The organism is Streptomyces sp. NPDC033845 (assembly GCF_055576225.1).
In genome coordinates this window covers 327,548-341,266 of sequence record NZ_JBVIRI010000001.1, presented here as the reverse complement: position 1 = coordinate 341,266, position 13,719 = coordinate 327,548, and the positions used below count along the sequence as shown (strand labels likewise).

The following is a 13,719-nucleotide window of genomic DNA, read 5'->3' as shown; positions in this document are numbered from 1 at the left end:
TCAGCCTCCCTGTACGGCGGTGAGGACCTCGACGCGGTCCCCCTCGTCCAATGTGGTCGCGGGCCACTGCCCGCGCGGTACGACGGTCTCGTTGAGGGCCGCCGCGACCCCGGACGGGGCCCGGGTCAGGGCCGCCACCACCAGGTCCAGGGTGGTGCCGGCGGCGATCTCGCGGGGCTCCCCGTTGACGGAGATGGTCATGCGTACGACTCCTCGAAGGCGGCGGGAGCGGCTGCCGGGGCGGCCGCACCGGACCCGGCCGGGAACCGGCGGGGGCTGAACGGGCGCCCCTGTTCGGGGAGTTCGCCGGTGACCAGCAGTTCCGCCAGCAGGTCCCCGGTGACCGGGGTCAGCAGCACCCCGTTGCGGTAGTGGCCGGTGGCCAGGTGCAGTCCGGGCAGTGCGGTCGGGCCGAGCAGCGGAGCGTTGTCGGGGGAGCCCGGGCGCAGTCCGGCCCGGCTCTCGGTGAGCGGGAGTTCGGTGATCCCGGGCACCAGCTCGTGGGCGTCCCGCAGGAGTTCGTACACCCCGCCCGCGGTGACGGTGGTGTCCCAGCCCAGTTCCTCGCTGGTGGCGCCGATGACCAGCTCGCCGTTCTCGCGCGGCACCAGGTAGACATGGCTGCCGCGGACCACCGCGCGGACCGTCCGGGACAGGAACGGCGCGTAGGCGGCCGGCACGGTCAGCCGCAGCACCTGGCCCTTCACCGGCCGGACCGGCACGGCCGCCTCCGGGGGCACCCCGGCCAGCCGACCGCTGAGGCTCCCGGCGGCGAGGACCACCTGGCCGGCGGACACCTCGGTGCCGTCGTCCAGGAGCGCCCCGGCCGCCCGGTCGGCGACCACGGTGAGCCGGGCCGCGGCGGCCCGGTGGAAGACCACCCCGGCCCGCTCGCAGGCGGCCAGCAGGGCGGCCGCCAGCAGCCGGGGGTCCACCTGGTGGTCGCCGTCCACCCGCAGCCCGCCGCGCACCCCGGGGGCCAGCATCGGTTCCAGCCGGCGGCACTCGCGGCCGGTCAGCCACTCCGACCGGAGCCCGCAGCGGCGCTGGAGCGCGTGCAGTTCGCGCAGGTGCAGCCGGTCGTCGGAGTCCAGGGCCACGGACAGGGTGCCGCAGGCCCGGTAGCCGATGCCGAGGCCGCCGCTGGCCTCGGCGAGCTCGGCGGCGAACTCCTCGTAGCGGGCGGCCGAGGCCAGGTTGAGGGCGAGCAGGGTCTCCTCGCCGTAGTGCAGTTCGGTGACGGCGGCCAGCATGCCGGCCGCGACCAGGGCGGCTCCGCCGCCGGGCGCCGGGTCGGCCAGGGCCACGGTCAGCCCGCGCCGGGCGGCCCGCCAGGCGGTGACCAGGCCGATGATCCCGCCGCCGACGACCAGGACGTCCGGACTGCGGGTGCCCGGACCACGGGTGCCCGGACTGTGGGTGTCCGGCCTGTGGGTGGATGAGTGCATGGGCGTCCAGCCCCTCCCTTCGCCGGCATGATCCGGATCAGGTTCGTACGGTCGGAGGCCGTCCAGCCTCCCTCTCAGCCCGGTGCGCCCGGACTCCCGCGGATGGGTACGGTGGCCAGACTAACCCCCGCTCCGAGGGCCGGGTAAGGCTGCCTATTCCTGACGGATCGTCAGCTGATTAGGGTGTCGGCGTGAACGAGCAGACGGAACAGATCGAACAGATCGAACGGATCGAACGCGCCGAGGACCCCGGGCGGCCCGGCGTGGTGATCGTCGGCGCCGGCATGGCCGGGGTGCAGACCGCCGTGGCCCTGCGCGAAGCCGGCCACCGCGGCCCGGTCACCCTGCTGGGAGCCGAACCCCACCAGCCCTACGACCGGCCCCCGCTCTCCAAGGCGGTGCTGCTCGGCAAGGCCGAGGACTCCGCGTTCGACGTGGACTTCGAGGAACTCGGCATCGACCTGCGGCTCGGCGTGGAGGTCACCGGCCTGCGGGCCGCCGACCGCCAGGTCGACACGGCCGCCGGCCCGGTGCCGTACGAGGTGCTGGTCCTCGCCACCGGCGCCGAACCCCTCACCCTCCCCGGCGCCGATGGCGTCCCCGGAGTGCACCTGCTGCGCACCCTGGACGACGCGGCACGGCTCCGACCGGTGCTCGCCGGGGCCCCCGAGGTCGTCGTGGTCGGAGCCGGCTGGATCGGCGCCGAGTTCGCCACCGCCGCCCGGGCGGCCGGCTGCGGGGTCACCGTGGTCGAGGCCGCCGACCGGGTGCTCCCCGGCGCCCTGCCGCCCGAGGTGACCGCCCCGATGGCGCACTGGTACCAGCAGGCCGGGGTCCGCCTGGTCACCTGCGCCCGCGTCGAGTCCGTGGAACCGGGCCTGGTCCGGCTGGCCGACGGCCGCGAGATCCCGGCCGGCGCCGTGGTGGTCGGCATCGGCGCCCGGCCCGCCACCGGCTGGCTGGCCGGCTCCGGGGTGGAGCTCGGCCCGGACGGTTCGGTCACCGCCGACGACCGGCTCCGCACCTCCCTCCCCGGGGTGTACGCGGTCGGCGACTGCGCCTCCTTCCCCTCGGCCCGCTACGCCGCCCGGCTGCTCGTCCACCACTGGGACAACGCCCTCCAGGGCCCCCGCACCGTGGCCGCGGGCATCCTCGGCACCGAGGACCTCCCCTACGACCCGGTGCCCTACTTCTGGTCCGAGCAGTTCGACCGCTTCGTCCAGTACGCCGGGCACCACACCCCCGCCGACACCCTGGTCCGGCGCGGCGACCCGGCCGGCCCGGCCTGGTCGGTCTGCTGGCTGCGGGAGGGCGCCCTCACCGCCGTACTGGCCGTCGGCCGGCCCCGCGACCTGGCCCAGGGCCGCCGCCTGATCGAGTCCGGCTCCCCGGTGGACCCGGCCAGGGTCGCCGACCCGGCCGTCCCGCTGAAGTCGGCCCTCGCCGGCTGAGCCCCACCGGACGGGCCCGGCCCGCCCCCGGACGGGCCGCCCGGGTACCGGGTGTCCGTCCGGGATGGCAGGCTTGGTCCCGTGACCGAGATTGACGCAAAGATCGAAGCTCTCGTCCCCGAGTGGCTCTACCTCCCCGACATCGCAGAAATGCTGGACGTCGAGGTGACCCGAGTCCGCCAGCTGGTCAAGGAGGGCCAGCTCATCGCCGTGCGCCGCGGCGAGAACCGCGCGCTCCAGGTGCCCGCCGCCTTCATCGACGGCGACAAGGTGGTCAAGGGCCTGGTGGGCACCCTGACCCTGCTCCGGGACGACGGCTTCACCGACGCAGAGATGCTGGAGTGGCTCTTCACCGCGGACGACAGCCTCCCCGGCACGCCCGCCCAGGCCCTCAGCGAGAACCGCGGCACGGAGGTGAAGCGCCGCGCCCAGGCGCTCGCCGTCTGACGGCGCCACCACCCGCAGCACCTGCACCAACCGCACCAACCGCAGCACCCGCACCACCGCACCACCCGGTGTGCGGGCCCCCCGCACGGGGCCCGCACACCGCTCACGCAGCTCACACCGGGGGATCCCATGTCCTTGGCCGACGCACGGCTCTACCTCTGCACCGATGCCCGCAAGCGCCAGGGCGATCTGCCCGAGTTCCTGGACGCCGTTCTGGCCGGCGGCGTGGACATCGTCCAGCTCCGCGACAAGGGCATGGAGGCCGGCGAGGAGCTGGAACACCTGGCCGTCTTCGCCGAGGCCGCCCGCCGGCACGGCCGGCTCCTCGCGGTGAACGACCGGGCCGACGTGGCCCACGCCATCGGCTCCGACGTGCTGCACCTGGGCCAGGGGGACATCCCCGTCCCGGCGGCCCGCGCCATCCTGCCCGCCGGAGTGCTCGTCGGCCGCTCCTGCCACGCCGAGGCCGAGGTGGACGCCGCCGTCGCCGAGCCCGGCGTGGACTACTTCTGCACCGGCCCCTGCTGGCCCACCCCCACCAAGCCCGGCCGGCACGCCCCCGGCCTCGGCCTCGTCCGGTACGCCGCCGGGCTCGCCCAGGACCGCCCCTGGTTCGCCATCGGGGGCATCGACGCGGGCAACCTCGACGAGGTCCTGGACGCCGGGGCCACCCGGGTGGTCGTGGTCCGCGCCCTCACCGAGGCCACCGACCCCGGAGCGGCCGCCGCCGGTCTCGCCAAGCGGATCCGCGAACGCCTCGGCTGAACCGGCCCGCCCGGCTGTCCAAAAAGCTGTCCATCTGGTGGACAGCGCTTCGGTGTCCCCGGGCGCCGGTCTAACCTGCCCGTATGGCCTTTGGTACCGCTTCGACCTGGACAGACCGTGCGCACACGGTCCACGACCTGCTGGCGTCCGGGCCTTCGTACTCCTTCGAGTTCTGGGCGCCCAAGACGGAGAAGGGCGAGCGGAACCTCTGGAACGCCCTCCGCCGGGTCGAGGCGGTGGCCCCCAGCTTCGTCTCCGTGACCTACGGGGCCGGCGGCTCCACCCGCGGCGGCACGGTCAAGGCCACCCAGGAGATCGCCGCCGACACCACCCTGACCCCGGTGGCGCACCTCACCGCGGTGGACCACTCCATCGCCGAGCTGCGGCACGTCATCGGCCAGTTCGCCGACGCCGGCATCCGCAACATGCTCGCCCTGCGCGGGGACCCGCCGGGCGACCCGATGGCCGAGTGGGTGCCGCACCCGGAGGGCGTGCACTACGCCGCCGACCTGGTCCGGCTGCTCAAGGAGTCCGGGGACTTCTGCGTGGGCGTCGCCGCCTTCCCCGAGATGCACCCGCGGTCCTCCGACTGGGACACGGACATCCGTCACTTCGTGGACAAGTGCCGCGCGGGCGCCGACTACGCGATCACCCAGATGTTCTTCGATCCGGAGAATTATCTGCGGCTCCGCGACAGCGTGGAGAAGGCCGGCTGCGACACCCCGATCATCCCTGAGGTCATGCCGGTTGTGGGCATCCGGCAGTTGGACCGGCTGCCACAGCTCAGTACAGCGGTCTTCCCCCCGGCGGTGAAAGAGCGCATGCTCGCCGTCAAGGACGATCCGGCCGCTGTACGCTCCATTGGCATCGAGTTCGCCACGGAGTTCTGCGCGCGGCTGCTGTCCGAGGGTGTCCCGGGGCTGCACTTCATCACGCTGAACAACTCCACGGCGACCCTCGAGATCTACGAGAACCTCGGCCTGCACCAGCGGGCCTAGACCGGTCACCTCCTGTCGGGCGGCCGAACCGAGAGGGGCCAGGCATGGGGATGTACGTCCTGTACGGGGCGTTCGGCTTGGTCGCGCTGTGGCTGCTCGCCGAGGTCCTGCTCCAGTACAAGGCCCGGCTGCGCTGGCGGCTGCTGGCCTTCACCGGCTTCCTCGGGGTGGTCGCCGGGGTGCTGCTGCCCTCCGTCCCGGTCATCGGGGCCGGTGCGGCCGCCTTCGCCGTGGGTCAGACCCTGGTCACCCTGTCCTTCCGCAAGGGCTTCGAGGCCGGCTGGGCCCTGCGCCGGGACGGGGCGCCCGAGGACCTGGTGGCCCCCGCCGCCCGGCGCCGGGGCCCCGCCGCCGAGGACCGGGATCCCGCCCTGCGGGTATCCGACCTCTCCTTCGAGGCCCCCGCCGGCCCTGCCGCGGCCGCCCGTCGGCCCGCGGACCGCTCGGAGGAGGACTTCTTCAGCCCGCAGGGGCTGCCCGGGGACACCGGATACGGCTTCCAGGACGCCGGTGACCGGCAGCCGACCGGCGCCTTCCACCCGGACGGCTTCCTGCCCGGCGGGTTCGCGCCGGCGGGCGGGCAGGACGCCCATCAGTACGCGGCCCACCAGGACCCGTACGGCCAGGGCTACTACCAGCCGGACGGCGAGCAGCAGGTCTACGCGGCGTACTCGGACCCGTACATCGGCACCGGCCCCGCGGCGCAGTCCTACGGCTACCCGGACCCGTACGCCCAGGGCCAGTACGCCATGGACACCCCGCCCGGCGGGGTGTGGGTCCCGCAGCAGCGGGCCGAGGAGCCGGGGCCCTACCCCCAGCAGGAGGCCTGGACCGGCCAGGACGGCGGCTACCAGCAGCCGTACGACCCCCAGCAGGCCCACCGGTCCACGCAGCCGCAGCAGCCCCAGCAGCAGGGCTATCCGTACACCGGCGAGTACGAGCAGTACCGCTACTGAGAGCCGCGGAACCCGGCGCCCTCCACGATCAGTCCGGCCACCAGGGCCCCGGTCATGCCCGCGTGCGGCAGGCCGCCGCCGGGGTGTGACCAGCCGCCGGCCCGGTACAGGCCGGGCAGGCCCGTGGTGTTCGCGGGGTGGAGCAGCAGCCCGCCCGCTCCGGCCAGCGAGGGAGCCGGCACGGCTCCGCCCGCCGCCCCGGTGTCCCGTTCCACGTCCGCCGGGGTCCGCACCTCGTGCCACAGCAGCCGCCGCTGGAGGTCGGGCACCACCAGGGCGGCCGCCTCCAGCAGCCGTTCGGCATGTGGACGGGCCGTCTCGGGATCCGACCAGTCGAGCCCACCCTGGAGGGCGCAGACGGCCTGGACGGTCACCGCCTCGTGGTCCTCGTCCGGCCGGGTGGACGGGTCGTCCGGACGGAGCACGGTGAGGTCGGGGGTGCTGCCCCGGCTGGACAGCAGGGTGCGGTGCGCGGTGCCGGTCGGGCGGGCCCCGCGCAGCGCCAGGAACAGGGTGAGCCGGCTGGTCCCGCCGCCCGCGCCGTCCCCGCCGGATCCGGGGGCGCGTCCGCCGGCCGTCAGCTGCCGGGGGTCGATCCCGCAGACCACCGAGTCGGCCCGGGCCTCGGTGCCGTCGGCGAGCCGCAGTCCGGCGGCCCGGCCGTCCTCCGCGAGCACCTCGCGGACCTCGGCCCCGAACACGAAGGCGACCTTCCGTTCCAGGCAGCGTTCGTGGACGGCGTCGGCCAGGGCCCGCATGCCGCCGCGCGCGTACCAGCTGCCGAAGGTCTGCTCCATGTAGGGCAGCACGGTCGCCGATCCGGGGGCGGTGTCGGGGTCGAGGCCGTACGAGCGGACCAGGCCGGTGAGCAGTTCGCCGAGGGCGCCGCCGAGCTCCCGGTCGGCGATCTCGGCGAGGGTGGGCGGACGGCGGCGCAGCAGCCCGCTCCGGCGGAGCGCCGGATAGGGGTCGGCGGCCAGCTCGGCGGCCCGGCCGGGGCCCAGGGGCTCTTCCAGCAGCGGGCGGCGGGTGGCGTCCCAGACGGAGCGGGCGCGGGTCAGCATGCCGTTCCAGCGGTCGCCGGCGCCCGGTCCGAAGGCCTGGTCCAGGGCGGCCGCGACCCCGCCGTGGGAGGCACCGGGGAGGGTGAGGTCGATGCCGTAGTCGGGCAGCAGGTGCCGGACGGCCGGGTTCGCCTGGACCAGGTCCAGGCAGTCCTCCAGGGGGCGTTTGCCGGTCTTCACGAACAGGTCGCGGTAGACGGCGGGCAGGTGCAGCAGGCCCGGCCCGGTGTCGAAGGCGAAGCCCTCGCGTTCCCGGCGGCCGACGGCCCCGCCGTAGGTCTCCGAGCGTTCGTACACCGTCACCTGGTGTCCCGCCACCGCCAGCCGGGCGGCCGTCGCCATCGCGCCCATCCCGGCGCCGATCACCGCAATTCGTGCCATGCGGTGACCTTATCGAGCGCGGTCAGCCCGGGGGCGACCCGGTCCGGTCCGGGTGCTCCGCGCGGGCGGCGGCGGCCAGCCGTTTCTCCTCCCGGCGCTGGGCGCGGCGGCGCCGGAACCGGCGGATCCGGGACCAGAGGTAGATCAGTGCGGCCAGACCGAGGGCGAGCAGGACGGCGGCGATGATCGCGGCGGCCTGCGGGTTGAACATGGCGAAGGTGACGATGCCGCCGACGCCGAGATCCTCGGCGGTGCTCATGGCGATGTTGCTGAACGGCTCGGGGGAGGTGTTGATCGCCATCCGGGTGCCGGCCTTGACGAAATGGCTGGCCAGGGCGGTGGAACCGCCGACGGCTCCGGCGGCGAGATCGGACAGGGAGCCGCTCTGGCCGGCCAGCAGGGCGGCGACCACGGCTCCGCAGACGGGCCGGATCACGGTGTGGACGATGTCCCAGAGGGAGTCGACGTAGGGGATCTTGTCGGCGACCGCCTCGCAGAGGAAGAGCACTCCGGCGGCGATCAGCACGTCGGTGCGCTGGAGGGAGGCGGGGACCTCGTCGGTGAGCCCGGTCGCGCCGAACAGGCCGAGCAGCAGGATCACGGCGTAGGCGTTGATGCCGCTGGCCCAGCCGCTGGTGAACACCAGGGGGAGCACGCTCATCCGCCCAGCATGCCGCAGCCGGGATGATCCGGCGGGGTGAAACGCGTGAGGGGGCGACCGCCGGCGGCGGTCACCCCCTCACCCGGATGTCATGGGTGTCGCGGGTCGCGGGAGCTCAATGCCCCTGCTGTTCGTCGCGGCGGCGCTGCCACCGCTGTTCGATACGGGTCATCATGGACCGGCGCTGCCGGTTCCGGCCCTGGCCCGAGCCGCCGGCGGCACCGCCGGAGACGGGCTGCTCGCCGGGTTTGGGGGCCTTGCGCCATCCGGTGACCGCGAGCACCGCGCAGCCCAGCATGACGAGAAAACCCACCACGCTGATCCAGATCAGATTTCCCTGCGCGACCATTCCGGTCATGAGGAGCGCGATACCCACCAGAAAGCCTGCGACCGCCTGGTAGACCCGTCGCCGGGTGTACGTACGCAGCCCGCTTCCCTCAAGCGCTGTCGCGAACTTGGGATCTTCGGCGTACAGCGCTCGCTCCATCTGCTCGAGCATTCGCTGCTCGTGCTCCGAGAGCGGCACGGGAGTCCTCCTCATCCGTCGGTCGCGGGGGGCGACCGGGGGTCCCCTTCAGGATAGGCAGGGAATCGCCCCCGTGAAACCCGCCCCTCTACGCCATGTTTTTCTGAATCGAGCCTGAAACGAGCACTGCGGCAAACCGTACCGTCGCGAGGGCGGCCGGTGAGGCCATTGTTCCCCAACGGCCCCGGGACCACACCGGACGGTGTCCCCCGATCATACGGGTCCGGCAGCCGGAGCGGAGGGCTTGCGGCGGCACTGCGTCACTTCCCGGGTCCGGGGCAGCGTCGCAGCTCAGGCCTGCTTCTCGCCCAGTACGTGCAACTGGGTGGCGACGGCGTGGAAGGCGGGCAGCTCGGCCGCCGCCTCCTCCAGCTTGAGCAGGGCTTCGACGGCTCCCGGTTCGGTGTCCACCAAGACCCCGGGGACCAGGTCGGCGAAGATCCGGACGCCGTGCACCGAGCCGACCTCCAGACCGGCCCCGGAGACCAGGGCGGAGAGCTGTTCGGCGCTGAACCGGCGGGGGACGGGGTCGCCGGAGCCCCAGCGGCCGTCCGGGTCGGTGAGCGCGGTCCGGGCCTCGGTGAAGTGTCCGGCCAGGGCCCGTGCCAGGACGGCCCCGCCGACCCCGGCCGCGAGCAGGCTGAGGGTGCCGCCGGGGCGGAGCGCGGCGACGGCGTTGGCGACCCCTTCGGCCGGGTCGTCCAGGTACTCCAGGACGCCGTGGCAGACCACCACGTCGTAGGAGCCGCGGTCGACCACGTCCAGCAGGCCCTGGGCGTCGCCCTGGACCCCGCGGACCAGGTCGGCGACCCCGGCCTCGGCGACCCGGCGCTCCAGCCCGAAGAGGGCGTTGGGGCTGGGGTCGACCACGGTGACCCGGTGGCCGAGCCGGGCCACCGGGACCGCGAACTTGCCGGTGCCGCCGCCGGTGTCGAGCACGTCCAGCACATCCCGCCCGGTGGCCTTGACCCGGCGGTCGAGCGCCTCCTTCAGGACCTCCCACACCACGGCGGTACGGAGGGAGGCGCGGGGGCGGGAAGTGTCGGACACGTCGAATGACTCCTCGGCGCGGAAGGGGTGTGCGGTGCGGTCACCACCCTATTCCCTATCCCCGCCGGGCCGGTCATCCCACGTCCGGGCGCGGCCCGGGCAGCGGCGGACGCAGTTCCAGCAGCCGCTCGACCAGCCGCAGGAACATGCCCGCGGCGCGCAGCAGGTCGTCCGCGTCGCGGCTGCTGGCCGCGTCCGCTATCCCCGCCTCGGCCCGCGCCCGGCGGGCCGCGCCGGAGGCGAACAGGGCGCTCCACTCGGAGAGTTCCGGCGCTATCTCCGGAAGCACCTCCCAGGCGCTGCGGATCCGGGGCCGGCGCCGCGGGCCGACCGGCTCGGGCTTGCCGCGGGCGGCGAGCACGGCCGCGGCGGTGCGCAGGGCGGCGAGGTGGGCGGTGGCGTACCGCTCGTTGGGCCGGGGCAGCTCGGCGGCCTCGGCCAGGCCCCGGTGGGCCTTGGCGAGCAGGTCGAGGGCGGCGGGCGGTGCCGCCGACTTCCGCAGGACGGGGTGGACAGGGGACGGGGACGGTGTGGCCATGGCGAACCTCCTGTCGATGCGTTCTGTCTGTGTCGCTCGGTCCGTGGTGCTCGGTCTGTGTCGCTTTCTGTCAGTTGTTCGGTATCCATCGTGACGTACCCCACTGACAATCGCGCTGACCTGCGGATTCGTGCTGGCTACGAAGGATGGTAGTTTTTGAACTGACCGGTCAGTTCAAAGAATGTCGAGGGGGGAACCCGTGGACAGCCCACACCACGGCGCGGCGGTCAAGGCCGAGGACTTCGGACTCAAGGGCCCGCGCGGCTGGGTCTTCCGGGGGGTGGGCGTGGACGCCGCCCCCGGCTCGCTGATCGCGATCACCGGCCCCTCCGGCAGCGGCCGCACCTGTCTGCTGCTCGCCCTCACCGGCCGGATGAAGCCCACCGAGGGCACCGCCGAGGTCGGCGGGCACCCGCTGCCCCGGCGGATGGCCGCGGTCCGCGGGATCGCCGCCCTGGGCCCGGTCCCCGGGGTCACCGACCTCGACCCCTCCCTGACCGTCGCCGAACACCTCCGCGAGGGCGCCCTGCTGCAGGGCCGTTACGAGAGCTCCCTGCGCGCCCTGTTCCGCACCCCCAAGGAGCGGGCCGCCGCCGCGACGGCCCGGACCGACGCGGCGCTGGCCGCGGCCGGTCTGGACCTGGCGGCCCTCCCCAAGGGGCCCCGCACCCCGGTCCGCGGCCTCGAACGCCTCGAAGCCCTGCGGCTCTCGGTGGCCCTGGCCCTGCTCGGCCGGCCCCGGCTGCTCGCGGTGGACGACACCGACCTGAAGCTGTCCGCCGAGGAGCGGGACCGGGCCTGGGAGCTGCTCCGCGGTCTCGCCGCGGCCGGCACCACCGTCCTCGCGGTGTGCACCGAGGCCCCCGCCGGCGCGGTCGAGCTGCGCACCGGGTCCCCGCGCCCGGAGGGGGTGGAGCCGGGGGGCTCCACCCCCTCCGCCATGGCCCCCGCCGGGTCCGCCGCCCCCGCCGGGCCCCGCAAGCCCGCAGGGCGCACCGGGCCCGCCCGGCCGGCCGACCCGGCCGATGCCCCCGCCGGGCCCGCCGCCCCCGCCGGGCAGGCCAAGCCCGCCGCCTCTGCCGAGCAGGCGGGGGCCGCCGGGCCCGGCAAGCCCGCAGGGCGCACCGTGCCCGCCGGTCAGGCCGGACCCGCCTGGCCCGCCGGGCCCGCCGGGCCCGTTGCGTCCGCCGATCCGGCCGGGCCTGCCGATCCGGCCGATCCGGCTGATCCGGCTGAGCCGGCTGAGCCGGCCGACCCGGCTGGGCCTGCCGAACCGGCCGGGCACGCCGGGCCGGCCGAGGCCACCGCCACCGCCGAGACCGTCACGAAGGAGGCCGAGGATGAAATCCTCGAAGCTCGCCGCGCTTGAGCTCAAGCGGTTCGGCCGGGGCAAGCTCCCCCGCGCCGCCCTGGTCGCCGTCCTGCTGATCCCGCTGCTCTACGGCGCCCTCTACCTCTGCTCCTTCTGGGACCCCTACAGCCGTCTCGACAAGGTCCCGGTGGCCCTGGTCAACTCCGACACCGGCACCACCGTGGACGGGGAGCGGCTCTCCGCCGGCGACGAGATCGCCGAGAAGCTGAAGGACAGCAAGACCTTCGGCTGGCAGGAGGTCGGCGCCGCCGAGGCCGAACGGGGCCTGGAAGAGGGGCGTTTCTACCTGACCCTCACCCTGCCCGCCGACTTCAGCACCAGGATCGCCTCCAGTTCCGGCGAGGACCCCACCACCGGCGCCCTCCAGGTCCGCACCAACGACGCCAACAACTACATCGTCGGCTCCATCTCCAAGACCGTGTTCTCCGAGGTCCGGGCCGCCGCCTCCAGCAATGCCTCCCGGGGCTTCCTGGACAAGATCTTCATCTCGTTCTCCGATCTGCACGACAAGACCACCGAGGCCGCCGACGGCGCCGACAAGCTCAAGGACGGTGCCGGGAAGGCCAAGAAGGGGTCCGAGGACCTCGCCGACGGTCTGGACACCGCCAAGGAGAAGACCGGTGAACTCGCCGGCGGCCTCCGCAGGCTGGACTCCGCCGCCGCGCGGCTGGAGACCGGCAGCGCCGACCTCGCCGCCGGTACCGGGATCCTCGCCGGGAAGGTCAACGGGGCAGCGGCCAAAGCCCGTCCGTTCCTGAAGGACCCCGAACGCCTCGCGGCCAGCGCCGAACTCGTCGCCGACACCGCCAGGACGGTCCGCAACCACCTCGGGAGCGTCACCGCCAAGGCCCCCGCCGCGGCCGCCGCCGCGAAGAAGGCCGCCGAGCGGACCGACCGGCTCTACACCGAGGCCTGCGCCACCGGGGCCGAGGCCCCGCCCGCCTTCTGCCCGGAACTGAAGAAGGCCAAGGACGCGGCCGCGGAGGCCGCCGAACTCGCCGGGGACGTGGACACCCTCGTCAAGACCGGCAGCGGTGACATCGACACCCTCAAGTCCCAGCTCACCGACCTGGAGAACAAGGCCCGCGACGTGGTCCGCCGGGCCCCGGCCCTGACCGCCGACCTCGACGCCGCCGTGGCCAAGGTGAACGCCCTGAACACGGGCGCCCGCAAGGTGGCCGACGGCATGGACAAGCTGCACACCGGCATCACCGCGGCCAGCAAGGGCTCCACCGGCATCGACCGGGGCGTCGGCAAGCTCGGCGACGGGGCCCACACCCTCAACAGCGGCATGTACAAGCTCGTCGACGGTTCCGGCGAGCTCGCCACCGGACTGCACGACGGCGCCGGCCGGATCCCCGACTACGACCAGCAGGCCCGGGAGGCCCGCACCGAGGTCATGGCCGACCCGGTCCGGCTCGCCGCCCAGTCCCTGTACAAGGCGCCCAACTACGGCACCGGCTTCGCCCCGTACTTCATCCCGCTGTCCCTCTGGGTCGGCGCGATGGTGGCCTACATGCTGATCGCCCCGGTCAACCGGCGGGCCCTGGCCGCCGGAGCCTCCCCCTGGCGGGTGGCCCTGGCCGGCTGGCTGCCGGTGGCCTCCCTCGGCGTGCTCCAGGTCGCCCTGCTGATGAGCGTCCTGCACTTCGCCCTCGGTCTGGAACTGGCCCATCCGGCCGCCGCCATCGGCTTCCTGGCCCTGGTCACCGGCTGCTTCGCCGCCATGGTGCAGTGGCTGAACGCCAAGTTCGGCGCGGCCGGCCGGATCCTGGTCCTCGCCGTGCTGATGCTCCAGCTGACCTCGGCCGGCGGCACCTATCCGGTGCAGACCAGCCCCGGCTTCTTCAACGCCATCCACCCCTATCTGCCGATGTCCTACGTGGTGGAGAGCCTGCGCAGGCTCATCACCGGCGGCGACCTCACCCCCGTCTGGCAGGGCTGCGCGGTGCTGCTGGCCTTCACCGCCGGATCCCTGGCGCTGACCGCCCTGGCCGTGCGCGGCAAGCAGGTGTGGACCATGGACCGGCTCCACCCGGACCTGAGCCTGTAGGCGGACCTG

14 protein-coding genes and 1 riboswitch are annotated in these 13,719 nt (G+C 74.3%); of the genes, 7 read left to right on the top strand and 7 right to left on the bottom strand.

Translation table 11 applies throughout. From position 1 onward, the window contains the following. Both thiS and thiO read right to left on the bottom strand, forming a co-directional pair. Positions 1-201, bottom strand: a complete 201-nt coding sequence (gene thiS, locus ACZ50K_RS01565; protein ID WP_468896034.1) for a sulfur carrier protein ThiS — start codon at positions 199-201, stop codon at positions 1-3. Further along, positions 198-1,448, bottom strand: coding sequence for a glycine oxidase ThiO (gene thiO / locus ACZ50K_RS01560; RefSeq protein WP_468896031.1), 1,251 nt, complete (start codon positions 1,446-1,448; stop codon positions 198-200). The genes thiS and thiO overlap by 4 nt, the downstream gene beginning before the upstream one ends. Then, positions 1,446-1,558, bottom strand: a riboswitch (TPP riboswitch). (Overlaps the previous gene by 3 nt.) A gap of 81 nt (positions 1,559-1,639) precedes the next feature. Here thiO and ACZ50K_RS01555 point away from each other — a divergent pair. From ACZ50K_RS01555 to ACZ50K_RS01535, 5 genes are all read left to right on the top strand, one after another. Beyond that, positions 1,640-2,899 (top strand): NAD(P)/FAD-dependent oxidoreductase, encoded by a 1,260-nt coding sequence (locus tag ACZ50K_RS01555; RefSeq protein ID WP_468896028.1) that lies wholly within the window; start codon positions 1,640-1,642, stop codon positions 2,897-2,899. A gap of 81 nt (positions 2,900-2,980) precedes the next feature. Further along, positions 2,981-3,346 (top strand): Rv2175c family DNA-binding protein, encoded by a 366-nt coding sequence (locus ACZ50K_RS01550; RefSeq protein WP_468896025.1) that lies wholly within the window; start codon positions 2,981-2,983, stop codon positions 3,344-3,346. 129 nt (positions 3,347-3,475) lie between these two features. Continuing rightward, on the top strand, positions 3,476-4,111 hold the full coding sequence (thiE, locus tag ACZ50K_RS01545; RefSeq protein ID WP_468896022.1) for a thiamine phosphate synthase: 636 nt from the start codon (positions 3,476-3,478) through the stop codon (positions 4,109-4,111). An 83-nt stretch (positions 4,112-4,194) separates the two neighbouring features. After that, the gene (gene metF, locus ACZ50K_RS01540) at positions 4,195-5,109 is read left to right on the top strand and encodes a methylenetetrahydrofolate reductase [NAD(P)H] (RefSeq protein ID WP_468896019.1); all 915 of its coding nucleotides are present in this window, start codon (positions 4,195-4,197) and stop codon (positions 5,107-5,109) included. 44 nt (positions 5,110-5,153) lie between these two features. Beyond that, positions 5,154-6,065: a hypothetical protein gene (locus ACZ50K_RS01535; RefSeq protein WP_468896016.1), complete on the top strand. Its 912-nt coding sequence runs from the start codon at positions 5,154-5,156 to the stop codon at positions 6,063-6,065. Here the strand turns inward: ACZ50K_RS01535 and ACZ50K_RS01530 are convergent. The 5 genes from ACZ50K_RS01530 to ACZ50K_RS01510 all read right to left on the bottom strand — a co-directional run bounded on the left by ACZ50K_RS01530 (position 6,059) and on the right by ACZ50K_RS01510 (position 10,285). Then, the gene (locus ACZ50K_RS01530) at positions 6,059-7,510 is read right to left on the bottom strand and encodes a phytoene desaturase family protein (protein WP_468896013.1); all 1,452 of its coding nucleotides are present in this window, start codon (positions 7,508-7,510) and stop codon (positions 6,059-6,061) included. The two genes, ACZ50K_RS01535 and ACZ50K_RS01530, sit on opposite strands and share 7 nt — an antisense overlap. Positions 7,511-7,532: 22 nt before the next feature. Continuing rightward, a complete protein-coding gene (locus ACZ50K_RS01525) occupies positions 7,533-8,171 on the bottom strand; it encodes a DUF4126 domain-containing protein (protein ID WP_468896010.1) in 639 nt (212 codons plus the stop codon). A gap of 115 nt (positions 8,172-8,286) precedes the next feature. Next, the gene (locus ACZ50K_RS01520; protein ID WP_468896008.1) at positions 8,287-8,697 is read right to left on the bottom strand and encodes a DUF3040 domain-containing protein; all 411 of its coding nucleotides are present in this window, start codon (positions 8,695-8,697) and stop codon (positions 8,287-8,289) included. Positions 8,698-8,988: 291 nt separating this feature from the next. Beyond that, positions 8,989-9,747 carry a methyltransferase gene (locus tag ACZ50K_RS01515; RefSeq protein ID WP_468896005.1) on the bottom strand — a complete coding sequence of 253 codons (759 nt, stop codon included), beginning with the start codon at positions 9,745-9,747 and terminating at the stop codon, positions 8,989-8,991. A 73-nt stretch (positions 9,748-9,820) separates the two neighbouring features. Next, positions 9,821-10,285 (bottom strand): SAV_6107 family HEPN domain-containing protein, encoded by a 465-nt coding sequence (locus ACZ50K_RS01510; RefSeq protein ID WP_468896003.1) that lies wholly within the window; start codon positions 10,283-10,285, stop codon positions 9,821-9,823. A 199-nt stretch (positions 10,286-10,484) separates the two neighbouring features. Here ACZ50K_RS01510 and ACZ50K_RS01505 point away from each other — a divergent pair, with 199 nt between their 5' ends. Further along, entirely contained in the window at positions 10,485-11,654 is a 1,170-nt protein-coding gene (locus tag ACZ50K_RS01505; protein ID WP_468896000.1) for an ATP-binding cassette domain-containing protein, read from the top strand. Further along, on the top strand, positions 11,626-13,710 hold the full coding sequence (locus ACZ50K_RS01500; RefSeq protein WP_468895997.1) for a YhgE/Pip family protein: 2,085 nt from the start codon (positions 11,626-11,628) through the stop codon (positions 13,708-13,710). Before ACZ50K_RS01505 ends, ACZ50K_RS01500 begins: the two co-directional genes overlap by 29 nt. Positions 13,711-13,719: the final 9 nt, after the last annotated feature.

Bases quoted from the DNA above. Each gene is read 5' to 3' on its own strand.
- ACZ50K_RS01500 (WP_468895997.1), top strand. From the start codon at position 11,626: ATGAAATCCTCGAAGCTCGCCGCGCTTGAGCTCAAGCGGTTCGGCCGG.
- thiE (WP_468896022.1), top strand. From the start codon at position 3,476: ATGTCCTTGGCCGACGCACGGCTCTACCTCTGCACCGATGCCCGCAAG.
- thiS (WP_468896034.1), bottom strand. From the start codon at position 201: ATGACCATCTCCGTCAACGGGGAGCCCCGCGAGATCGCCGCCGGCACC.
- metF (WP_468896019.1), top strand. From the start codon at position 4,195: ATGGCCTTTGGTACCGCTTCGACCTGGACAGACCGTGCGCACACGGTC.
- ACZ50K_RS01510 (WP_468896003.1), bottom strand. From the start codon at position 10,285: ATGGCCACACCGTCCCCGTCCCCTGTCCACCCCGTCCTGCGGAAGTCG.
- ACZ50K_RS01530 (WP_468896013.1), bottom strand. From the start codon at position 7,510: ATGGCACGAATTGCGGTGATCGGCGCCGGGATGGGCGCGATGGCGACG.
- thiO (WP_468896031.1), bottom strand. From the start codon at position 1,448: ATGCACTCATCCACCCACAGGCCGGACACCCACAGTCCGGGCACCCGT.
- ACZ50K_RS01525 (WP_468896010.1), bottom strand. From the start codon at position 8,171: ATGAGCGTGCTCCCCCTGGTGTTCACCAGCGGCTGGGCCAGCGGCATC.
- ACZ50K_RS01535 (WP_468896016.1), top strand. From the start codon at position 5,154: ATGGGGATGTACGTCCTGTACGGGGCGTTCGGCTTGGTCGCGCTGTGG.